At 40.9% G+C, this 23,126-nt stretch carries 18 protein-coding genes, 3 tRNA genes and 1 other annotated feature (1 of these 22 only partly in view); of the genes, 6 read left to right on the plus strand and 15 right to left on the minus strand.

Features of this window, described 5'->3' with window-relative positions:
• Positions 1–110, minus strand: a binding site (T-box leader); it reaches 141 nt to the left of the window's first position.
• A gap of 82 nt (positions 111–192) precedes the next feature.
• The 9 genes from BM398_RS04925 to BM398_RS04965 form a co-directional block, all read right to left on the minus strand.
• Positions 193–1,263, minus strand: a complete 1,071-nt coding sequence (locus BM398_RS04925; protein ID WP_092336682.1) for a threonine aldolase family protein — start codon at positions 1,261–1,263, stop codon at positions 193–195.
• 24 nt (positions 1,264–1,287) lie between these two features.
• Positions 1,288–1,758, minus strand: coding sequence for a GAF domain-containing protein (locus BM398_RS04930; RefSeq protein ID WP_092336683.1), 471 nt, complete (start codon positions 1,756–1,758; stop codon positions 1,288–1,290).
• Between the two features lie 122 nt (positions 1,759–1,880).
• Positions 1,881–2,819 (minus strand): ABC transporter ATP-binding protein, encoded by a 939-nt coding sequence (locus tag BM398_RS04935; protein WP_026656371.1) that lies wholly within the window; start codon positions 2,817–2,819, stop codon positions 1,881–1,883.
• Positions 2,803–3,939: an ABC transporter ATP-binding protein gene (locus tag BM398_RS04940; RefSeq protein ID WP_027208905.1), complete on the minus strand. Its 1,137-nt coding sequence runs from the start codon at positions 3,937–3,939 to the stop codon at positions 2,803–2,805. The genes BM398_RS04935 and BM398_RS04940 overlap by 17 nt, the downstream gene beginning before the upstream one ends.
• 6 nt (positions 3,940–3,945) lie before the next feature.
• Positions 3,946–5,001 (minus strand): ABC transporter permease, encoded by a 1,056-nt coding sequence (locus BM398_RS04945; RefSeq protein ID WP_092336684.1) that lies wholly within the window; start codon positions 4,999–5,001, stop codon positions 3,946–3,948.
• A gap of 1 nt (position 5,002) precedes the next feature.
• Positions 5,003–5,938 carry an ABC transporter permease gene (locus tag BM398_RS04950; protein ID WP_026656368.1) on the minus strand — a complete coding sequence of 312 codons (936 nt, stop codon included), beginning with the start codon at positions 5,936–5,938 and terminating at the stop codon, positions 5,003–5,005.
• Positions 5,939–6,018: 80 nt separating this feature from the next.
• Positions 6,019–7,713 carry a peptide ABC transporter substrate-binding protein gene (locus tag BM398_RS04955; protein ID WP_092336685.1) on the minus strand — a complete coding sequence of 565 codons (1,695 nt, stop codon included), beginning with the start codon at positions 7,711–7,713 and terminating at the stop codon, positions 6,019–6,021.
• A 330-nt stretch (positions 7,714–8,043) separates the two neighbouring features.
• Positions 8,044–8,116: transfer RNA gene (locus BM398_RS04960), tRNA-Gly, on the minus strand.
• Between the two features lie 141 nt (positions 8,117–8,257).
• A complete protein-coding gene (locus BM398_RS04965) occupies positions 8,258–9,478 on the minus strand; it encodes a class I SAM-dependent rRNA methyltransferase (protein ID WP_092336835.1) in 1,221 nt (406 codons plus the stop codon).
• Positions 9,479–9,631: 153 nt separating this feature from the next.
• Between BM398_RS04965 and BM398_RS04970 the strand changes: the two genes are divergently transcribed.
• A tRNA-Gly gene (locus tag BM398_RS04970) sits at positions 9,632–9,704 on the plus strand.
• An 83-nt stretch (positions 9,705–9,787) separates the two neighbouring features.
• A complete protein-coding gene (locus tag BM398_RS04975; RefSeq protein WP_092336686.1) occupies positions 9,788–11,353 on the plus strand; it encodes a hypothetical protein in 1,566 nt (521 codons plus the stop codon).
• Positions 11,354–11,401: 48 nt separating this feature from the next.
• On the opposite strand, the gene BM398_RS04980 is transcribed toward BM398_RS04975, so the two are convergent.
• Positions 11,402–11,767: an RNA polymerase sigma factor gene (locus BM398_RS04980; RefSeq protein WP_092336687.1), complete on the minus strand. Its 366-nt coding sequence runs from the start codon at positions 11,765–11,767 to the stop codon at positions 11,402–11,404.
• Positions 11,768–11,952: 185 nt separating this feature from the next.
• On the opposite strand from BM398_RS04980, the gene BM398_RS04985 reads away from it, so the two are divergent.
• The gene (locus tag BM398_RS04985; RefSeq protein WP_092336688.1) at positions 11,953–13,641 is read left to right on the plus strand and encodes a hypothetical protein; all 1,689 of its coding nucleotides are present in this window, start codon (positions 11,953–11,955) and stop codon (positions 13,639–13,641) included.
• 65 nt (positions 13,642–13,706) lie between these two features.
• Here BM398_RS04985 and BM398_RS04990 read toward each other — a convergent pair whose 3' ends face one another.
• From BM398_RS04990 to BM398_RS05000, 3 genes are read right to left on the minus strand one after another with little or no spacing between them, the layout of a single operon-like run.
• On the minus strand, positions 13,707–15,977 hold the full coding sequence (locus BM398_RS04990; RefSeq protein ID WP_092336689.1) for a transglutaminase-like domain-containing protein: 2,271 nt from the start codon (positions 15,975–15,977) through the stop codon (positions 13,707–13,709).
• The gene (locus tag BM398_RS04995) at positions 15,904–16,974 is read right to left on the minus strand and encodes a DUF58 domain-containing protein (protein WP_092336690.1); all 1,071 of its coding nucleotides are present in this window, start codon (positions 16,972–16,974) and stop codon (positions 15,904–15,906) included. Before BM398_RS04995 ends, BM398_RS04990 begins: the two co-directional genes overlap by 74 nt.
• Positions 16,971–17,894, minus strand: a complete 924-nt coding sequence (locus BM398_RS05000) for an AAA family ATPase (protein ID WP_092336691.1) — start codon at positions 17,892–17,894, stop codon at positions 16,971–16,973. The genes BM398_RS04995 and BM398_RS05000 overlap by 4 nt, the downstream gene beginning before the upstream one ends.
• A 224-nt stretch (positions 17,895–18,118) precedes the next feature.
• Between BM398_RS05000 and BM398_RS05005 the strand changes: the two genes are divergently transcribed.
• The 3 genes from BM398_RS05005 (at position 18,119) to BM398_RS05015 (ending at position 19,914) form a co-directional block, all read left to right on the plus strand.
• Positions 18,119–18,192, plus strand: a tRNA-Pro gene (locus BM398_RS05005).
• Between the two features lie 129 nt (positions 18,193–18,321).
• Complete coding sequence (locus BM398_RS05010) at positions 18,322–19,458, plus strand: helix-turn-helix domain-containing protein (RefSeq protein ID WP_092336692.1); 1,137 nt, start codon at positions 18,322–18,324, stop codon at positions 19,456–19,458.
• 138 nt (positions 19,459–19,596) lie between these two features.
• Positions 19,597–19,914 carry a hypothetical protein gene (locus BM398_RS05015; protein WP_092336693.1) on the plus strand — a complete coding sequence of 106 codons (318 nt, stop codon included), beginning with the start codon at positions 19,597–19,599 and terminating at the stop codon, positions 19,912–19,914.
• A 337-nt stretch (positions 19,915–20,251) separates the two neighbouring features.
• On the opposite strand, the gene BM398_RS05020 is transcribed toward BM398_RS05015, so the two are convergent.
• Entirely contained in the window at positions 20,252–21,331 is a 1,080-nt protein-coding gene (locus tag BM398_RS05020) for an AAA family ATPase (protein WP_092336694.1), read from the minus strand.
• 75 nt (positions 21,332–21,406) lie between these two features.
• Positions 21,407–23,065 (minus strand): DUF5722 domain-containing protein, encoded by a 1,659-nt coding sequence (locus BM398_RS05025; protein ID WP_092336695.1) that lies wholly within the window; start codon positions 23,063–23,065, stop codon positions 21,407–21,409.
• Positions 23,066–23,126: the final 61 nt, after the last annotated feature.

Here is a 23,126-nt window from a genome sequence, read left to right on the forward strand (position 1 = left end):
TGCAGCTCAGAAGTGATTTTCTGTCAGTTCCTACTCGCACCGGTTCGCACCAACCACCGGTTCTCTGAAAGCTTTCAAATACTGCGTACTGTCTTCGTCATAGCTTTTTATCTTCTTTAATAATGCATTATATTACTACTAATCTCCTAAATACGCAAGTCTGATTTTTAGCCTGCTAAGCTAAACCGATTATCATAAATAGCTAAGAAGTCTCTCGACATCGGCCGTCTCGGTAGCCCAGTCTGTTGCGAATCTGATCACGGTATGATCTTCGTCATATTTCTCCCAGAATCCGTATCTGACATTCTTGCTAAGCTCCTCCAGTTTTTCATTGGAAACCACAACAAATTGCTGGTTTGTAGGAGAATCAAGGAATATCTTGTATCCTTTGCTCTTAAGACCTTCTTTTAACAGATCTGCCGCTTCGATAGCTTTTTTGCTGATATCAAAGTAGAGATTGTCGGTAAACAATGTGTCAAACTGAAGTCCAAGAAGCCATCCCTTTGCAAGAAGCGCACCGTGCTGCTTGATCACAGGAATCGGGTGCTTCGTTGTTACGCCCTTGGTGAAAACAACCGCTTCGCCAAAGAGCGCGCCGACCTTAGTTCCGCCGATATAGAAAACATCCGCATATTTTGCAATATCTTCTATTGTCACATCGGTTCTTTTGCTCATAAGACCGTATCCGAGCCTTGCTCCGTCTATAAAGAGCGGAATATTATACTTCTTGCAGACACTTGAGATATTCTCAAGTTCTTTTTTCGTATAAAGAGTTCCGTACTCTGTGGGATGCGAAATATACACCGCTCCGGGAAATACCATATGCTCATGGTTTGCGTCATCATAGAAATTTGAAATAAGCTTATCCACTTCAGCTGCGGATAACTTACCGATATCCGATCCGTATTTCTCAGTATCCTTCTCTTCTCCGCGTCCGGGAACCGTAAGTACCTTGTGTCCCGCATGCTCAATGGCACCCGCCTCATGTGCCGCAATATGTCCGGTTTCAGCCGCAACGATTCCCTCATATGGCTGAAGGAGCATATCAATTATTGTCTGATTGGTCTGAGTTCCGCCTACAAGGAAAAAGACCTCTCCGTCAGGACATCCGCACACTTTCTTTATCTTCTCGGCAGCGCTCTTGCAGTACTCATCCGTGCCGTAACCGTCTATCTGCTCAAAATTTGTCTCCGTAAGGCGCTTTAAGATCTGCGGATGCGCACCCTTTGTATAATCACTGGAAAATGAAATTCTATTATCCATACTCTTATCCTCTTTATGCTTTTATTACTCAAAAGAAACTGTGGAAAAATCTATTACTTCTTCCAAAGTCTTTGCAAACATTTCAAGTCCTGCCTTATCATCTTCGTTAAACCTGTTAAGACTGGGGCTGTCTATATCAAGCACTCCAACAACCTTGCCCTCTTTGTGAATCGGCACAACAATCTCCGAATTGGATGCACTGTCACATGCGATATGTCCCGCAAATTCGTGAACATTCGCAACAAGCTGCGTCTCATCGTTTCCTGCCGCTGTTCCGCAAACGCCCTTTCCGAGCCGGATTCTGATGCATGCAACTTTCCCCTGGAATGGTCCAAGTAAAAGAGATCCTTTATCCATAAGGTAAAACCCTGCCCAATTAAGGTCTTCCATATTGTCATATAAAAGCGCCGAGGCATTGGACAATACCGGAATAAAATTAGGTTCATCTTCTGCCAGAACTTTTATCTGTGCAGCAAGCAACTTGTAATCTGTCATAAATAGTACTCCTTATACCAAAAAGCATTTAGCTTTTCAAAAAAATCGTGGATATGACTTTTATCCATATCCACGATTCTAACACCATTTTATCTTGTGCACAATCTATTTCCGCACTGCTGTTATACCCTTGTCCAGGCCTCGAATTCTTCATCCGTACACTTCACAAAATGAGTTCCGTCAACCAGATGTTCCGTTCCTTTGTTGTAGTCAAGTCCCGATGTCTTGTAGTCGTAGCTTATAGCTTCACGATTCTTCTCAAGCTCAGGATTGGGAATAGGAATTGCCGATAAAAGACTCTTTGTATATGGATGAATCGGATTATTAAAGATTTCATCCGTTGTACCTGTCTCAAGAAGATGTCCCAAGTGCAAAACACCTATCCTGTCCGAAATATACTTAACCATTGAAAGATCGTGTGCAATAAAAAGATATGCTGTTCCAAGCTCCTCCTGAATGTCCTTCATAAGGTTTACGACCTGTGCCTGAATGGAAACATCAAGGGCAGAAATACACTCATCGGCTATAACAAGCTTTGGATTCAAGATAAGAGCTCTTGCAATACCGACTCTCTGTCTCTGTCCGCCCGAAAACTGATGAGGATAGCGATCGGCGTGCTCTTTGGCAAGCCCAACCTTATTAAGAATTGCCTCTACCTTTTTATCCCTTTCCTCTTTGCTCTTGCAGACATGGTGGATATCAAGGGCTTCTCCGATGATATCTTTGATCTTCTTTCTGGGATTGAGCGAAGCCATCGGATCCTGGAAGATCATCTGCATCTGAACCCTTAAATTTTCCTTGGTCTCTTTGTTCATCTTTCCGGAAATATCCATTCCGTCAAAAGTGATCTTCCCGTCCGTCGGATCGTATAGTCTTATGATACTTCTGCCAATCGTAGATTTTCCCGATCCCGACTCACCGACAAGACCGTAAGTCTCGCCCGGATAAACCTTAAAGCTGACATTTTCCACAGCCTTAACCGTAAATGTCTTACTGACGGGAAAATACTGTCTAAGTCCCTCTACTTCAAGGAGAGGCGCTGCATTATAATTCGCTGCCATTTGCCTGTGCCTCCTTTTTCATTCTCTGAATTCTTGCCTTTAATTCTGCCGGCATCTCAACCTTTGGTGCCCTCTCATCAAGAAGCCATGTTGCTGCAAAATGACTTTCTGTTATCTTGAACATAGGTGGCTCAAGCTTGTCGTCAATCTCCAGAGCATAAGCATTTCTCGGAGCAAAGGCATCACCCTCTTTTTCATGCAAAAGATTCGGTGGTGAGCCCGGAATCGTATAAAGTCTGTCATCATCAGTTCCCAGATCCGGCATAGCCGATAAAAGTCCCCAGGTATACGGATGTCTCGGATCGTAGAATATTTCATTGATCTTACCGACTTCTACAATCTTACCTGCATACATAACATTTACGTAATCCGCAACCTTAGCCACAACTCCGAGATCATGAGTAATATAGATAACCGCAATATCTCTTTCCTTCTGAACCTTTTTGATTAGTTCAAGAATCTTGGCCTGAATATTAACGTCAAGAGCTGTTGTAGGTTCGTCGCAGATAAGAAGATCCGGATTGCAGGAAAGAGCTATTGCAATAACTACTCTCTGTCTCATACCGCCGGAAAGCTGATGAGGATACTGCTTCATTCTCTTTTCGGCATCCTCAATACCAACTTCCTTTAAAAGCTCTACCGATCTTTTATATGCATCTGCTTTATCAAGCTTGTAATGCCAGATCATGCCTTCCATGATCTGTTTGCCGATAGTCATTGTAGGATCAAGGCTTGTCATCGGATCCTGAAATACCATTGCCATCCTTCGACCGTTAATGTGCTTTCTGATCCACTTTTTGTCCTGCTTTAAAATATCTGCTTCTTTCCACTGCGCAGTCTCATCACTGTCAGGGTTATAATCGATTCCGCCTTTGTTATCGCGATATCTGTAGATTATTTCTCCTGAATTAACCTCAGCGTTCTTGGCAAGGATTCCCATTGCAGCACGCATGGTTACAGATTTTCCCGAACCTGACTCACCAACTATAGCAACAGTCTCGCCCTGATAAAGTTCTAAATTTACTCCGCGGATCGCATGTACTTTTCCCGCGGTAGTCTTAAAGGTGATGTCAAGATCTTTGACATCAAGTATTTTTTCTCTTCTATTATTTTCACTCATGTCAGATCACATCTCCTTTAACTTTGGATCAAGCGCTTCTCTGAGCCCGTCTGCCACAAGGTTAAAGCTGAGCATCAAAAGAGCCATAACTATGATAGGCGGAATTATCTGATAAGGATGTGTCGTAAAGCTGTTAAATCCTTCAGAAATAAGTGATCCCAGCGAGCACCTCGGTACAGGGATTCCAAGTCCTACAAACGAAAGAAACGCTTCTGTAAAAATAGCTGTAGGAATAGAGAACATAACCTGTGTGATAATAGATCCGATAATGTTTGGAAGTACCTCGCTAAAAATGATATGCATATTTCCCGCACCTAAAGTTCTGGATGCAAGGACAAATTCCTGCTCTTTTAACTTGAGCATCTCTGCTCTGGCAATTCTACTCATTCCAACCCACTCAGTGAGCATAAGGGCTATGATTATAGTGATCATACCCGGCTTAAATACCAGGAGAAGAAGCGTAACTATTACAAGCCTTGGAATACCGTTGGCAATCTCTAAGATTCTCTGAAGTACCATGTCCACTTTGCCTCCAAAGTATCCGGAAATAAGGCCATAACTCATACCAATGATCATATCGATGATTGCTGCCGCAACAGCTATAATAAGTGAAACCTGTGCTCCCGACCATGTTCTGGTCCAGATATCTCTGCCAAAGTTATCGCTTCCAAACCAGTAAAATGTATCAGGCAGCTTTTTTTCAAAGTAATAGTTCACTGTCTTGGTGCCTGATGTAGTCTTGATATTTTCATGTCCGTCAAAAAGACCTGTGTACTCAATGATTGGTATTCTCGGCGCAAGATTCTTATTCTCTAAGTTCTGTCCCGAATAGGTATATTCATTCATCACAGGACCTAAAAAGGCAAAAAATGAAATTATAAGAACAAAGACAAGACCTATAACAGCGCTCTTCTTACGCCAAAATCTTGCTATTACTTCTTTCCAAAAATTCTGAGACGCGAAGTTTGTATCAACAAAATCATCCGCCGTTTTTCCTTTTAATCTGAAATCCGCTTCTACAGGGACATAGGAGTTTGCTTTATCAAAAGTTGCTTCTGCCATATCAATCTCCCTCCTTTGCCACACGAATTCTGGGATCTATCACGCCGTAGAGAATATCTACAACAAGCATGATTCCAATGTACATAGCTGAATATATGAAGCTAAGGGCTATAACAACGTTATAGTCATTAGACTGGATTGCATTTACTAACAATGAACCAACTCCGGGTATAGAAAAGATCTTTTCAACGACAAGCGAACCTGTCATAAGATCAACAACAAGTGGTGCCAATACAGTAATAATAGGAATAAGGGCGTTTCTTAAAGCATGTGAGAACACGAGCTTGTTTCCCGAAAGTCCCTTGGATTCAGCAAGAAGCATATAATCCGAGCCCAAAACTTCGATCATTTCTGCTCTTGTGAATCTTGCAATTGAAGCCATAGTAAACATGGAAAGTGATACTGACGGTAATACACTTGAACGAACAACATCTTTTGCCGAATAGAGCATAGGGAACCAGTCCAGCTTAAAACCGAACTGATAAGAAAGTGCCAGAGCAAAAACATATGACGGAACCGATACGCCGATAACTGAGATTACTGTTGCAAACGTATCCCAAGCGGTATCTCTTTTGAACGCCGCAAGAAGTCCCAATAAAAGACCAATTATTGCCCCGATAAATACTGCAGCAAATCCAACGCCGATAGAAATCGGAAGTCTGGATGCGATCAGCTGTGTAATAGGGGTATTCTTGGAAATCTTGTAGCTTACTCCAAGGTCTCCTTTGAACATATTAACAACATAATGAAAAAACTGAATGACAATCGGTTTATCCAGTCCATATTTGGCGTACAGCGCAGCTTTTTGAGATTCGTTCAGCTTCTCATCATTAAACGGCGAGCCCGGCATAAGCTGCATCAGTATAAAAAGAATCAGTGTAATTGCCAGCAATGTAAAGATTGCTGTGATCACTCGTTTTAATACATATTTTTTCATAGCTACCCCAAAAGATTAAAGCGCGAGGAAAAGTAGAAAAAACACTACTCTTCCTCTCGCAAAAGTTTTAGTTTATTTGATTATTTCTTTTCTGCATTCTTGTAAACTCTGTTAAGTGCTACAGGGTGGAATTCAATGCCGCTTACGTTTGTTGAAATAAGCTCCGCATTGCACTGTGTATAAAGCGGGAAAATAACCGCTTCATCCATTACGAGCTTCTCTGCCTTATAGAGTGCTGACCAACGTGCTTTGGGATCCATTGCTGTCGAACCTGTTGTACAATCGGCAATGATCTCATCGTATTCAGAATTACTCCAGAAGCCATAGTTGTTGGCATTCTTTGTTACCCACATTCCGAGATATGTCATAGGATCAGCGTAATCAGGTCCCCAACGTGTAAGACCAAGTTCAAAATCACCTTCCTGCATACGCTGAACTCTTTCCTTCTTAGGCATCTGCTGAAGTTCAACAGTAAGTCCGGGAAGTGTTGTCTCAAGCTGTTCCTTAACAACCTGTGCCACCTTGATGGGAGCATCGTCTGCATCGTGGATCATTGTGACAGTAATTTCTTTTGCACCAAGTTCTTCAAGTCCCTTGTTCCAATAATCTGCAGCTGCAGTTGCATCATATCTGCAAACATCTTTGAACTTCTCCTGATCGGCTGAGAAATCCGATCCGTCAGGGCCGGTTGCAAAATCCATAGGAACTGCCGTATAAGTAGGAGCTGAACCATCCTTAAGAACATCTGTTGTAATTGCTTCACGGTTAAGTGCCATTGTGATGGCATAACGAATATTTTTATTCTGAAGTTCTTTTACTTCTTTCATGTTAGGACTGATGTACCAGAGATATCCTGCGCCGATTGCCTTGTATGAAGGATCGTCTTTTACCTGATCAACCTGCTCACCGTTAACAAGAGTAGTATCAAGATCTCCGCTCTGGTAACTCATAAGAGCCTGCTGAGAATCCTGAATTACCTGATAGTTAAGAGCCACAAGTTTAACTTTGTCTGAATCATAGTAGTCAGGGTTCTTGATAAGACGAATAGTAGTTGCTGCCGGCTGGTACTCATCAAGGATGAATGCTCCATTTGAAAGAGTTGTCTCGGGGCTTGTTGCATATGTATCTGCACAGCTCTCAAAGAACGCCTGGTTTACCGGATAGAATGTCGGGAAATACATAAGACTAAGGAAATAGCTTACAGGTACGTTGAGCTTAACTTCAAGAGTCTTTTCATCAACAGCCTTTACACCAAGCTCGCTCTTATCCTTTGTTCCATCTATGATTTCCTGAGCATTTACGATCTGTCCGATATCACTGAGCATATATGAATACTCAGAAGCAACCTCGGGATCAACTGCTCTCTGCCAAGCAAATACGAAGTCTGCAGCAGTTACAGGCTTTCCATTGCTCCAATTTGCATCATTACGAATATGGAATGTATATGTAAGACCATCTTCTGAAACATCGACCATATCAGCAAGAGCATTTACTGCCTTTCCGTCTGCATCCATCTGCATAAGGCCATCTGTATAGTCAGCGATAACTTCAAAAGATGTACCGTCTGTAGCCTGTTGAGGATCAAGTGATTCAACAGGTGTCTCAAGCATTACATTGAGATTTCCTTCCGCACTCTTTTTTGAATCAGATGCATCTGCTTCGTCTGAAGTAGTGTCATTCTGCTCTGACACCCCGCTTACTGCAGAACTTCCGCAACCAATCATGCTAAGCGTAAGTGCTGACGCAAGCACGATTGATAATAACTTTTTCTTCATGGATAATTCCTCCTATATACTTTATACATGTATACAATCTTATGTATTAATTATAATCAAGGATTAATGGGCAAATGTCAATGAAAACTTTTTCGCAATGCTAAATTTATGCGTTGACGCGTTTGCTTATTAAAGCGAAAAACTTGTGCTATAATGCTTTATTTCCTGTACATTCGACAAAGAAATGATACCTTAGAAGCGTCTTTAGAAGAATTATCAAAAACTTATATCCGGTGATAAGAAGTAGTGATATGTAAACCGGAATAGACTGTCTATTCTAATTTACAAAATAAGAAAAAACCTCAGATGAAATCATCTGAGGTTTTTAAGAGCGATAGACGGGGCTCGAACCCGCGGTCTCGACCTTGGCAAGGTCGCGCGTTACCAACTACGCCACTATCGCATATATCTAAAGTCGCTTGCGCGACAGCAATAGTAATGTTATACCAATCAGAAAAATATGTCAACAGAAAAACAAATTTTTTAAGCAATAAAAATACCCCGGCACTGGTGATTACACACTTGTGCCAAGGCATTATTTTTATTACATCTCATCACAAACCTGATATATCACAAATTTAAGGTAATATGACGCAGCTCCGCCTACAAGGATCGGATGGTCTGCCGCCTGTTGTCTGAATTCAACCTGCTTGAGCCTCTTGTGCGCATCTCTTGCTGCGTCCTGAATTGTTTTGAGGAAAAGTTCCTCATCCATAAAGTGTGAGCAAGAGCATGTTGCAAGGTATCCGCCGTCTTTAACAAGCTTCATTCCACGCATATTGATCTCTTTGTACCCTGTTGTAGCTTTCTTTACTGAAGCTCTGGACTTTGTAAATGCCGGAGGATCTAGAATAACAACATCAAACTTTTCGCCTTTTTTCTCAAGGTCAGGAAGAAGTTCAAATACGTCGGCACATTGGAATTTCGCTATATTCTCAAGTCCGTTGAGCTCTGCGTTTTCTTCAGCCTGCTTGCATCCAAGATCTGATGCATCGACACCAAGAACCGACTCCGCTCCGTTTGCGGCGCAGTTAAGCGCAAATGAGCCTGTATGTGTGAAGCAGTCCAGCACCTTTTTACCCTTACAAAAAGAAGCTATGGCTTTTCTGTTATTCTTTTGATCAAGGAAAAATCCCGTCTTCTGGCCATTCTCAACGTCAACGTAGTACTTGACCCCATTCTCGGTAATGATAACTTTTGTGTCGAATGAATCTCCGATAAAGCCCTTAACTCTCTCAAGCCCTTCAAGCTCTCTTACCTTCGCATCACTTCTCTCATATACGCCGCGGATCTTAACTCCGTCTTCAAGAAGAACTTTTTTGCAAAGGTCGATAATAAGCTCTTTCATTCTGTCTGTCCCAAGCGCCAGTGACTCAATTACAAGAACATCCGAGAATTTATCAATTGTAATTCCCGGTAAAAAATCTGCTTCTCCAAAGATAAGTCTGCAAGAAAGCTGCTCAATAGGCTCATTTGTTGCCATAACAGCCTTTCTATACTCCCAGGCATCACGAATTCTCTTTTCTATAAGCTCCTTGGTAACCGGATGGTCTTTTTTACGGGACATCATCCTGACTCTGATCTTGGATACAGTATTTATGAAACCGTATCCCATGAAGTAACCGTCAAAATCATGAAGTTCTATAATGTCTCCGTTATCAAAAGTGCCTTCCACTCTGTCTATTTCATTATCGTAAACCCAGAGTCCGCCTGCCTTAAGCTCTCGGCCCTGTCCTTTTTTCAGAAATACCTTGGCATCAGAAATTTTTATATCCAAATCTATGTCCTCTCTATATTTACATGATTAAAATTCTATCAACGCAAGATAATATACCACATTTTTGCAAATACATGTTGACAATGTAGTAAATTTATTCTAAAATCAATTCGTTGTCACAGTTGTGATGGCCACGTAAATGCGATAGTGGCGTAGTTGGTAACGCGCGACCTTGCCAAGGTCGAGACCGCGGGTTCGAGCCCCGTCTATCGCTCTACGAACCCCGAATAGATTTCGGGGAATTTTTTTGCTCTTTTTTATCAAAATAGTTATGCACGTAATTACAGTGAGGAAACTATGTTTAATTGGATCTACAAGCATCAGAAATTTGTATTGTCTCTACTCATCTCAGTTTTTTTCATTTCTATTATTCCAATATGCATTATTGCAGGATATGATTGTGCGTCAGGAGACGATTACAACTATGGTTCGGGTCCTCACTTAGCATATCTTTCTACCGGTTCTGTATTGGCAGCCGTTTCTGCGGCATGTAAAAACACAGTAGACATATGGCACAAATGGCAGGGAACTTGGTTTGATGTCTTTGCCTTTTGCCTTCATCCGGAAGTCTTTTCCGACAGCGCATACGTAATTGTTCCATATATTTTTATGCTCATGCAGATTGCTGCAGTATGCTATTTTTCATATTATTTCTTAAAAGTAAAATGGAAAATTGACGGCTTTTATTGGTTAATGATCGCTGCAATCTTCCTTCTTTTCAGTTTCCAGTTGGTTCCTTCACAGAAAGCGGCATTTTTCTGGTGGGTTGGCTGCATACACTACTGCATGCCATTCTGCTTATCGCTTGTCACGATTGCTCTGACAGATCGTTTTTTAACTCTTCACAAAATATCAGATCTGATATGGATCTCACTCGGATATCCCTTATTGGGAGGCGCTACATATCCGGCCTCTCTCCTGGTCTTTTTGTCAGGTATCCTTCTTTTACTTGTGAAATACTTGATAGAAAATAAAAACGATAAAAAAGATCTTTACTTGATTATTCCTTATGTTTTGGAATTAATTGGTCTTGGAATCAGCATGATTGCTCCCGGAAATGCAATCAGAGCAGCTGCAGATTTAGCTGAAGGCGCTGAACCTGTCGACGGTTTAATCGCAACAATAGTAAGTAGCATAGTATTTTCAGTGCAAGATGCCGTAACATATTTCATGGCGGAAAAAAGCTTTATTCTCATTGCTCTTATTATAGTCGCGCTTATTACTTGTGCGTTTTTTAAACAAAACAGATTTAATATAAACAATCATGTATTTGCACATCCGCTGTTATTCGTTATAACACTGTTCCTCCTAAATGCGAGCGTCTATGCTCCCAGAATGTATACCGGCAACACACCGTCTTCAGGCTATATGAACTTTAACTTGTGGATATGCTTTTCATGTATGATCGCTATAGTCATATATCTGTGCGGCTGGGCTTATACCGTAAAGAGCATTAAGTTCCGACTTCCGGAATATGCTGAAACAATCGGAACAATATTAAGCGTAATTGCCATCATGTTTATTATGGTTCTTGGAAGGCACGGCGTAAAAGAATATACCGATTATATCTGCCTTGACTATTATCTTTCCGGACAGGCCGATGATTTCAGGGATCAAATGAGATTGCAAAGACAACTTATGGAAGATCCTACAGTCACTGATGTAGTTGTACCCGAAATAAACTTTGAGCAGGGTCCGCTTATGCATATGCCTGTATTTTCAGATCCCGAAAACATAAATAGCTATATGACTTCAGCTTTCTACGGAAAAAACAGTTGCAGATCCATTCCCAGAGACGAATGGTTTGAAAAATACAACATAGATAACATTGATAACGATAATCTCTTGGAACAAAGAAAATGATACGAGCGCTACCTTGAAATGGTAGCGCTCTAATTATTTTATGGTCCACTAACCCCGTCCCCTAGGTCCCTCGTCATTAACATATCTGAGTATCAATAGTTCTCTGTCTTCGTCGGATATTTCATCCAAAGCCTGTCTGATGGACAACTTATCCACAATAGCGTTTTCAAATCCGCTCTGAATCCCCAATTCTTCTTCACAATTGTTGATATCTGTGAGTTCAGGCTTATTTTTCCTATACTCATCTATGCACAGATTCTTCGCGATCGTATACAGATATCTGTCAGGATATGTGCACTCCGCGCCAAGGAATCGTAAGAACGTTTCCTGCGTCAGATCTTCTGCAAGTGTCTTATTATTTACTTTAAAGTAGCAATATCGATATATCTTGTCATAATACTGTTCTATTTCCATGGAAAACTTCTCACATCCTCCCTTCTATAATGTTAGACGTAAGGCACAAAGAAAATGTGCGCAAAAAAATTATTTTTTTACCAAACCCGCTGATTGTCATTCAATTTGCTACTTGGTATTATAAGAAAGATTGAATTTATCACTAATTCTTCTAAATACATTATTCAAAAATCTTGGAGAAAAAAATGAAAACCATCTCAAAGCATAAGTCTCTCTTAATTTTCATTACAACAGTAATAATGTGTGGTTTCAGCATTTTAGGCGGCCCTCTGGATTATGCCGGAAATGATGATACTTTTAGAAACCTCATCAGTGCCGGAGCATTCGGAAACAGCTGCAGCTACTATACTCCATACAGCAATGTACTCTATGGAATACCTGCATATCTTCTGAATATGATCATTCCCCAGATCAATTGGTATTATTGGATCATGATTGCCCTGACAGTTCTTTCTATATCTGCATCTTGCTGCATATGCCTTGAGAATTGTAATTTCATGATAGCTGAAGCAATAACTATCTTTATAAATATTATTCTTGCCCGAGACTACTATATCGCGGTGCAATACACCAAATCTGCATCATTATGGGTTATCGCAGGTTTTATCATCATCTTTCATTCAATATGCAAAGAAAATCTGCACTGGATATGGGGAGCATTACTCTTTTTATTCGGAACTGCAGAACGCTTTAAATGCATGATAATGACGCTCCCATTTATCGCAATATTCATAATAGTGTACTACTTAGCAAACTACAAACAGCATAACCTTCCAAAACTTAAAGTCATTATAAAACCACTTATCACTATCGTATTAGGAATTATAATTCTGTTGGTTGCGGATAAATCTTTTAGAACACTGCATCCCGAATGGAATGAATACTTGGAATATGATCAGGCAAGCGTTAATCTGCGCGATTATATGTGTCTGGATTACATGCACAATCCCTCAGAATATGATTCAATCAATACTGATGAAAACGATATCGCGCTTTACGGCAATTGGTTATTCGGTGATACTGACTTTTACGATATTTCCTGGCTTAAAAAAGTATATTCTATTGAACAGCCCTTCAACAATTGCAAGATTAGACTTAATGTAAACATTATACAGCAGACGTTCATTAACTTATTTAATATTCCAACCCGAAATCCTTTCGAAAGCTTAGGTCCCGTATTCCTTACCTATATTCTCATTGTATTTTTATTGTTTAGAAAAAGCAGTATGGATAAATTATTCGGATTAGGTATTCTGGGCAGTGTAGTAATGATATATTGGTACTTTGCCTGCATTAACAGATATATGTGGAGAGTTGAAATAGGAGTATTTTTATCTGCGGTATTTCTTTCCGGATTCTACCTTTCCAAAGCCCAGCAAGACATTAGCCACGTACCGTCAAAGAAAACCCAGACTTTATTTATGTGTATCGCAGTAATTCTTTTCGGAGTTTATTCGATATTCATGACATATCAGTGGAGATACGTAAAAGACAAACACATTGTTGCACATGAAGCCGATATATCCGGACGATTGGAAACATTTATGGAAAATAAAGATAATTTCTATATTTTAACCGATTTTTACGTGACAAATAACCCCATATCGCTCACTTACGCAAAATGGAACAATTTATACAGCAATTCATGCTACCTCGGAAACTGGATAGTGCCCTCACCGGCAGCAATGCACTTTGCACAGGAATATGATATTGATAATCCAATGACCGCCCTTATAAGCCAAAAGCCTGTTTTCCTTCATTGTGATTCGGAAAATAAGCGGAACATGATCGTGCAACATCTGAAAAAAATCGCAAATCATGATATTGAAGCCACTGAATTTCCTGATAATATCTGGAGATTTGAAGTCAAATAACACTTTTTATTATAAAAGGGATAATCAAGCCTTCAAAAGCTTGATTATCCCTTTTCAATGGTCCATTACCCCCGTCCCCCGAGTCTATTTCGCATTTCAAGTGCAAGTGCGTTCTCTTCGGGGGTGGGCTCGGACTCTTTGTTTCCGTAGACCACGCGATAAAAGACATCAAACACTTTTCCAAGCTCTTCTCGCATGCTTTCAGGTGCCGCTTCTGTGAATTCAGACAACAGTCCCCTGTCTGTGAGCGTGCCTCCCGAGCGCTTTATAAGGCTCTTTTTAATCTGTTCGACATCGTAAAAAAGCTTTTGCCTGGGAGTTCCGTATCTGTAGTGCAGGATTTTTATCAGATAGATTCCTGCAACCAGCAAGATTATGATAACAACGGTAAAAACTACAGTCGGCAAAAAGACTTTAAATGCCAAAAGTGCAGAAACTTTCTCCTCTTCTTCCTCTTCATCGACATGCGCCGAAACTCCGTTTGAATCATACGGATTGATTCCGCCATGATATTCTGCAGTCCATGCATCATCTGCATTAGCCCCGCTCCTGTGCCAGGAAGTACCGGATAACGCATAATATGCCCCTGTAGGCTCAAACGGAATCCACCCTACATTCTCTATATATGCCTCAGGCCATACATGCGCACAGCCCGAACTGACTTCATATTTTTCTTTTCTGTCAAAAGGAAATGCATATCTAAATCCGCTTGCGGCTCTTGCAGGAATCCCCGAAAGCCTTAGAAGCATTATCATAGAAGATGTGTAATGAACACAATACCCTTTCTTCGTATCAAAAAGGAATCTCTCCGCAATATCCGCCATTCCCTCTGCTGTACTCATATTTGATTCGGGATTATATCCCCCGACTGCATCCTTACTGTACGTATACTGTCTAAGATAATCCTCCAAAAGCCTGCACTTATCATAGTCTGCTTCAGCCCCTGCAGTAACCATATCCGCAAGCTCCTTAAGTTCCGGGGTGACTCCCGTCACATTCAGATACTCGCGTTTTGTACCGCTCTTAATCTGAGCTAAAGCCTCATCATACTCATCGCGGCTCATTATATCGGTAAATCTCATTCCCCAGAGCTCGTTTACATAGTTGCATGCTTCATCATACGTAAGCTCAGGAAGTTCTGTGGGTGCATCTTTAAACATTGCGATTAGCTCAGGACTTGCGTAGTCTATATCCAGATACTTTACACTTATTCTATATCCCTTTCTGTGAGCTTTTTCGCTGACGCCTTCCCGAACTTTTTTCTCGCCCTCGGTCACAAGTAGCGCTCTCGACGGCACTATCACATCCTTTGTGTCTATATAAGCATACTCAAGGTCGATGTTCGAAACTTCAGTAAACGTCAGCGCCCTTTCCCTGTCTGTCCCATTTGCATACAAAAAAGCTATAAATTCGGCAAACTGCGCCTTTTCTGTTCCTCTTCCGCCCGCAAGATAAAGCGTCTTTCTAAGCTTTGTATTTTTCCCCGTCGCCTCATCCAGATATGTATAATAAGGCGCGTCTTTAGACTCGATAATAAGCTGCGTTCTTTCGCCTTCTGTGATTTTTTTTCCTGTTGAGGTAAAAGAACTGTAGCCCGCCGTATAACTATCTCCAAAGGAAGACGCAAAGCGATAAGATACATCAGAAGCAATGCTTTCAATCCTGTAGACAAACCTCTGCCCCAGATCAACGACTTTATTCCAGTCTATAGGCTCTTTCTTCATCGGAACGATCAGCGTAACCAGCGCAATTATCAGGAAATAATAAATCGGAAACGAAGCCTTGTTCTTTTCGAAGAAAAGCGTCTGAACAGCCGAAAGTGTCAGCGTTACAAGGCATATACACATCACTTTCTCTGCTAAATTTTCCCCCGTAAAGCTACTCTTTCCGATAAAAAGCCCAATTACAACAATATCCAACAAAATAACCGCATATAGAAGTTTCTTTTCCCTACTTGGTATAAAATGAATCGCCAGCCTCAGAGCCACTCCAAAAACCATCGAAGACAGGAGAACCGGAATGGCCGATAAATCTTTTAACAAAAAGAACAAGAAAAAGGCAGGAACAGTTGAAAGGACAGCCGAAACAATTCCCGAAACAAAAAGGCGGAATATATAGTAAAGCCCTGTAAACAACATAAAGAAAACTATCGTCCAAAACGGGAAAGAAACATCTCCGACAAAAGCATTATCACCCATAACCCCTCTGATGATTTCTGAAAAAATCGCAGCAAAAGAAAAGGCAAATAATGTGCATACCGCCTCAGTCGCAAATACCGATAAAATTCTCTCCCGCTCTGGGATTTTCAGTGATAACAATCCATGTTTCTCTGTCATTCTTATTACTCCTGCATGAATTCGCCAACTCACAAATCCGGCTATATTCCTGATCTGATGCATAAAACACACCGTCTGAAACCGTGTTGTAAAAATCCATGAAACTCTCTCTCGAATCGACAAGCTGCTCTCTTACCGTTCCCGCGGGATATACAATTGTCACGGGAATTCCCTGATTTCCAAAAAGCCATGCCGCCGAAACCACAAACTCAAGGAAATAGTCGCGCTTTATGAGAAACTCCGTATCCTGCTCACGTTCCGGCGTATTATCGGCATTCATCAGGATAGACAACGTTCTTTTTTCCATCTTATCCGGAACTCTGACCATCAGCTTTGAAGCCTTTGCTGAAACTTTCCAGTTAACTGACGAAAGACTGTCACCTTTTATATAAGGGCGTATGTCATTTCCCGGAATGTCTTCAAGAATCCTCTCACTCTTACGCCCGCGGCTGCTGTACAGATTCTCAAGATCCAGCGCTTTACCTGCAATCTCAGTTATCCTCGGCTTTACGACAGCCCTAAATGAATACGGAATATTAAATCTCGCGGAAATAATATGAAACGGATCGGTGAAAGATACATTCTCGATTCCGACATCATAAACTCCCGCAAAAAGGCAATTGATGCCCGAAAACAGCTCTTTTTTCTCGTGAATATCAAGTGAAAGCTTTGTTTTATCAGGAATTTCATAGAGATTACACCGGCTTTTGAATGTGCCGATTTCCATATTGTGGATAGGAAGAACCCCGGCATTTTCTATAAGCGTGCGGTACCTGTGGTCCTCTCCCTTGGTGAGCTTGTGGACTTCGACCTCCTGATAGACTCTCAGAAAGGCATAATTTAAGACAATATATATTACCGAAACAGGAATGATCAAAAGAAGCGCAAAAAGTGGCGCATAAGCAACAGGACCGCCATAAAAGCTCGCAAAAACTATGCCGGCTACAAGTGCTGTAAGATAGATGATCAGTCCTTTTTTATTAATTGTTATCTTCATGGTACGATTACTTTTCCAAGAATGGTCTTGATCAGATCTTCGCTCGTTATATGGCTGAGCCTTGCTTCTCCCGTAAGTATCAGTCTGTGAGGAAGTGTAAGTTTAGCCGCATCTGCGATATCTTCTGGAATGCAATAATCTCTTCCCGCAAGGTATGCTATGGCCTGAGCGCATCTTAACATGGACAAAAGAGCTCTCGGGGAAGCACCTACCGCAATCTCCGGCTTATTTCTGGTCGCATCCGTAATATTTACCGCATAGCTTCGAAGATTATCTTTTACAGTGACAGAGGCTACGTCTTTTCTCATATCCAGGATATCTTTTCCCGAAAGAACGGATTCAGTCTCTTCATGAAGCTGCCCCAAAAGAAATCTCTCCGCCATATCTTCCGATGCTCTCGTGTCAGGATATCCCACCGACAATTTGATCATGAAACGGTCAAGCTGAGCTTCGGGAAGCGGATACGTTCCCGCCATATCCACGGGATTCTGCGTTCCTATCACCATAAACGGCTGCGGAACATCAATAGGCTTACCGTCTATAGTAACCCTGTGTTCTTCCATTACTTCCAGCAGAGCCGACTGCGTCTTGGGTGAGGTCCTGTTAAGCTCATCCGCAAGGACAATATTGCTCACAACAGGTCCCGGCATCACAGAGAACTCTCCTTTTTTCGAATCGTAGATTGAAATACCCGTTATATCTGACGGCATCGTATCAGGAGTACACTGAATCCTTGCAAAAAAAAGAGACACGGAATCCGCAAGCGCCTTTGCAAGCGTCGTCTTACCAACTCCCGGCACATCCTCCAAAAGAACATGACCGTCAGCCAAAAGTGCAATGATAACCTTCTCAATCACATCGCCCTTTCCGACTATCCTCTTCTCTATGCTGTTCTTCAATTTCTGCACCGATTCATTCATAGTGCACACCTCCTGAGACTTGACCTATATTAACTATTATAACGGTAATTAATATATGTGTGCACGATATTTCTGTGCAAATAAAAAGCCGAGAGCTACTGTATGTTAACCTATATCTTTCTTCAATCTTTTCAATGCCATGGAAAGTTTTTACATGGTATTGAAAAATAGTAATATGACTGATATAATCAGATTTGCTGTCAGATTTTTTTCAGGCAGCACAACGGAATGTGGCTCAGTTTGGTAGAGCGCTGCGTTCGGGACGCAGAGGCCGCAGGTTCGAATCCTGTCATTCCGACTCAGTATTTTCAAGGGTTTGCAGATTTGCAACCCCTTATTTTTTTATCTCAGTTCTACCATTTTTCTACCGTTTCCAATTTATTCTCTATATAATTTACTCATAATACCATAAAGGAGGCGCATCCCTATGAGACTTGAGCTAAGCCAAAACATCAAGAAGTACCGAAAAGAAATGAATCTGACGCAGGAAGAACTTGCCGAAACTTTTGGGGTTACAGTGGGCGCGGTATCAAAGTGGGAAAGCGGAAGCACTGTTCCGGATATTTTGACAATGATGGAACTTGCAGACTTTTTTAATGTTTCAATGGATGTTCTTTTGGGATATAATCTTTCCTCTAAAAGTATTGATGATATTTATCATAGACTCTGTGACTTGACCACGGAGCAGAAATTTGATGAGGCTGTTTCGGAAGCAGAAAAGGCGTTAGTCCGCTATCCGACTTGTTTTAAGATAATCATGGCCTGTGCGGCTTTGTATAATGTTCTCTTTATCAACGGAGGTAAAGAAGATGATGCCCAAAAAGCAGTGGAGCTATATGAGAGAGCGCTTAAATACTTTTCTCAGAATGACAATTTGAGCGTCACTGAAGTTTCGATAAGAATGGATATCGCCAGATTAAAGAGTTTTAATGATACAGATGGCGCATTGAGCGAGTTTAATAAGATCAATCACATGGGAATCGCGGATATAGAAATTGCACGTTTGTTGTCTTCAAAGGGCAAGACTGAGGAAGCGCTGGACAGATGTACAAAAGCAATGCTTTATAATCTCATGAGAGAATACGACATAGCACTTAATATGTCTTCACTGATTGCATCACGGGGAACAAAAAAAGATTTTAAGGAAGCATATGACATTCTTGATAGAGGAATTGCATACATTGATTCCGCCGGTAACGGTAAAATCAGCTGCGCTACAAAATTTAAGATCAATCTTCTCATAATTAAAGCTATGACTCTGTGCTTTCTAAAAGAGTATGACTCCATGAAAAAACTTATCGCTGAAGCCGGTATGCTTGCCAAGAAATATGATGCGGATCCGAATAACGCATTTCACAACGGCATGAATTTCTGGCATGCAAAAGAGGATTTTGCGCCGTATGGATTTGATGACTTAGGATCCGGTGCTATAGAAACTATTGAACTGTTTTTTGCCGAAACTCCTGAATTATATCCGTCAAAAGAAACGAAAGAGTTTAAGGAAGCAAAGAAATATTGGCATAACGAAGCCAAAGAGTATTGGCACAGTATCAAGGATCAATAACGGGTAAAAACTGACGATTTATTGATAAAATCGCCCTCTTGTAGTATTATATAGTCTGCAGGGGGTGTTTTTTCTGTCTTTTTTGAAAAAATGCATCTAAATGATAGTGTCTTTTTTTGTAGAAAGGGAGGACCTAGGATGAATTTGGAAGGAACAGAAAGAATAGACAATTTATGTAGACGGTTACGAAGAGCGAATTTGATAGCATTTATACTTACATTTGCTATTATCGCTGCGGTATTCACAGGAAGTTTGTTGTACAAAAAGACTGAACATAAAATCAAGAGCGTAAAGATCAATTACGCAACAGAACAGGAAATTCAGGACATTATAGGTTTTGAGGAATATGAAGACGGAAAATGGTTCAAAGGAAACCTTAAGTATGACCATTCCGAAGATCTTGACTACGGTATGAAGTGTGCAAACTATACCGGGGTCTTGTATGAGACTAAGTAAGTCTTATTTGACTAATAATGATTACCTGCTATAATAAGTGTAGGCAAAGAAATGAAATAGCGAGTTTAACAAGCTAACAAAAAAGCTAGGAGTTGCCGCTCCTAGCTTTTTCTATACCATTTTGGTCAAGGTGGTTTAGTCCTTAGGCTCATTGCCATGATCATCTCTGTCGAGCCATTTGCAAATGTAATAGGCTGTTACACTTGCCAAGACAGAAATTAGAAATGAAATAACGAGTTCCAAGCCAACATCCCCTTCCTGTGCCTGTATAGGGGTAGCAACGCTAATGATTATAACATAAACTCATTATTCATATCTTTACATATTTTGAAGTGAATCAAGGAAAATCTTCAGTCTCTTTCTTCTCTAAACCGCTAAGTTCCTTAAGATCGTCAAGGCATATCGTCATCATATCGTCATTTGAAGGTGCTTCGAGAGTAGATACACGCTTTGCCTGATTGGTGATGATCTCTTCGAAAAGATTTCTTATCTCTCTGGCATTGGCGAAATTATCTATACTTCCCATCTTTCTGGAAGTGATAAGTGCTCTGATCTGATGCTTAACGTCCTCTTCTACCTTGTAATCATATTTATTGCAGTTCATGTAGAAGATTTCTTCAAGTTCGTCCACCGAATAATCGGGGAACTCGATATATTTGTTGAATCTGGACTTTAATCCCGGATTACTTTCTATAAATTTCTTCATAGGCTCTGTGTAACCCGCAACTATCACAACGAAATCTTTTCTGTTATCTTCCATTGCCTTAAGTATGGTATCTATGGCTTCCTGACCAAAAGCGTCATCTTTCTGGGAAAGTGCATATGCCTCGTCAATAAAAAGGACTCCGCCCATAGCTTTTTTTATCTGCTCTGTAGTCTTAATCGCGGTCTGTCCGACATATCCAGCAACAAGTCCCGATCTGTCTACCTCAACGAGCTGTCCTTTTGAAAGAACGCCTATCTGCTTATAAATCTTTGCGATTATTCTCGCAACGGTCGTCTTTCCCGTTCCGGGATTACCTGTGAACACAAGATGTAGTGAAACAGGCACGGATTTAAGTCCCTGCTCCTGTCTTGCTTTCTGAACCTTAACAAAAGCTGTAAGTTCTTTTACATCATCTTTTATGGAACCTAGGCCTATGAGCTTTTCAAGCGCCTCCATGGGATCTTCTTCAGGTTCCTCATCCTTCTTTTCTTCCGAAGAATTAAGGTTTCCGTCAGCAGCAAAAAGAGCCTTTGCTTCATCAAGCGCATTCTGCGCATTTTTCATAGCATCGACTTTATCTTCCACAGTCTTATCACTAACAGTCTCTTTAGCGCTATCTTCTTTCTTTACGTTTTCTGTCCCTGCTGAAGGCTTGGAAACAGGTGTAGAAAAGAAATCACCATAAAGGCTTCCCAAAAGATCTTTGCTCATAAATAATACTCCATACTTATAGTAAACGACACATCCTTACGGATGTGTCGAGTCTAATTCAGTCTATTGTTAATCTCAGTCGTTCAAAAACCAACCGTTTCTGCTCATAAATGTTCTGTTTGCAACCAAAGCATCTACATCCTGTCCGATTATCTTGGATGCTTTTGCCTTGTAAGTTCCTGCCTCTTTTGTATCCATATACTTGTAAGCATCATAAGACTGTTTCTTGCTTCCGTCAAGGTTTTTAAGTCCCTGAGCTATATGGCTTTCCATTTCATGCGCATCATCTGTCTCTCTGAACAGGATAAAGCTTGTGATATATGGATTGCTCTGAGCCATCGTATATGCATATACGATTGACGCAAGCTGTGCATCCTCGCCAAAGCTTGAAGTATAACCAATCTCAGAAAGTGAAATCTGTCTTACATGTCCTGCAGGATTAAGCATCTCCTCACGGTTCATATAATCTGTAAGAAGATAGATATTCTCGATCGTAATATATGGTGTACCAAGAGATGTGCTTACATACTGGGACTGCTGCTTCCAAGCGTAAGGGTCAAACAAAGGTGCATTGTAAGGATGTACCGAAAGTGACCAGTCTACGTTTCCTTCACGTCTCATATAGTAGTTAAATCTATCAAGATATTCTTTTGCAAGGAAACATCCCGGATTGGACTTTCTGTTCCACTCCTGATCGATAGAGTTATAAACTCTTGCATTCGCATTTACACTCTTGATACCGTTGTAGAATATTCTAAATGCCTTTACATACTCACTTACGTTGAGCTCAAGATTTGTTGAGTCCATGTAGTACCATTCTGTTCTGGCATTTATCTCGTTTCCGATTACCCAGTTATCAACAGTTCCAAACTGTCCGCCTGAATATCTCTGTGCAAGGAATGCTGCGATAGCCTTAAGGTGCTGTGTACCTTCATACTCTTTGGTATTCATTGCATATCCAGGACATACATGTTCATCTCTTGAAAGAGGATGTATAAGATCTGCCCCTGCAGCTGTCTTATTATTCAAAATAGTAAGAGTAAGCTGGAAGTTATTGATCGAACACCATCTTACAAAGCCGTCATACTGCTGAAGTGCAGCCGTGTTAAACTGATATGTCTTTCCGTCATATGCAAACTCTGTTGTAGGATAAGCTCCGTTTGTTGAAGGACCTACTATATCACCCATGTAGAGGTTATATACCATCTGTGCTATGCCGAGATCCTTAAAAGTTGCAGCGTCCGCATCATTTGGAAGAATACCCTTCATACCATGGTCGTTTCTTCCGACCGTTTTGGATGCGATTGCTTCGGGATTTGTGATGTAGTGTTCATCACTCACCTGAACCATTGATCCGCCGCTCTTTACAGCAACAAGGAATTTCTTGGAAAGATTTGACTCTTTTGTTCCAAGTGCAAGGTCAAACTTAAAAGTAGCACTCTTACCCTTCTCTGTTGTTGCCACAACATTACCTGTTACACCGTCCTGATAAACCTCATCTGCGTAAAGGTAATATTTACCGTCATCAGAACCCGGCAAACTGCTTGCAGAAACATTAACAACAACACTGTCTCCGGAAATAGTACATGAATCAATACTTACTACTCTTCCTGCAGCTTCTACAACACTGCCGTTTTCCCCGTTAAAAGCATCATATGTACCAGCTGCACCAAGAACTGCTCCCGCTGTCATTATGATACCGATGATCATCTTAAAAGTATTACTTCTTTTCACAACCTTCCTCCACATCGTATTACGATATTTCTAATATTTAATTTCTTTTTTGAGTTTATAC

The sequence above is a fragment of the Butyrivibrio sp. M55 genome (assembly GCF_900116865.1).
Taxonomy (GTDB): domain Bacteria; phylum Bacillota; class Clostridia; order Lachnospirales; family Lachnospiraceae; genus Butyrivibrio.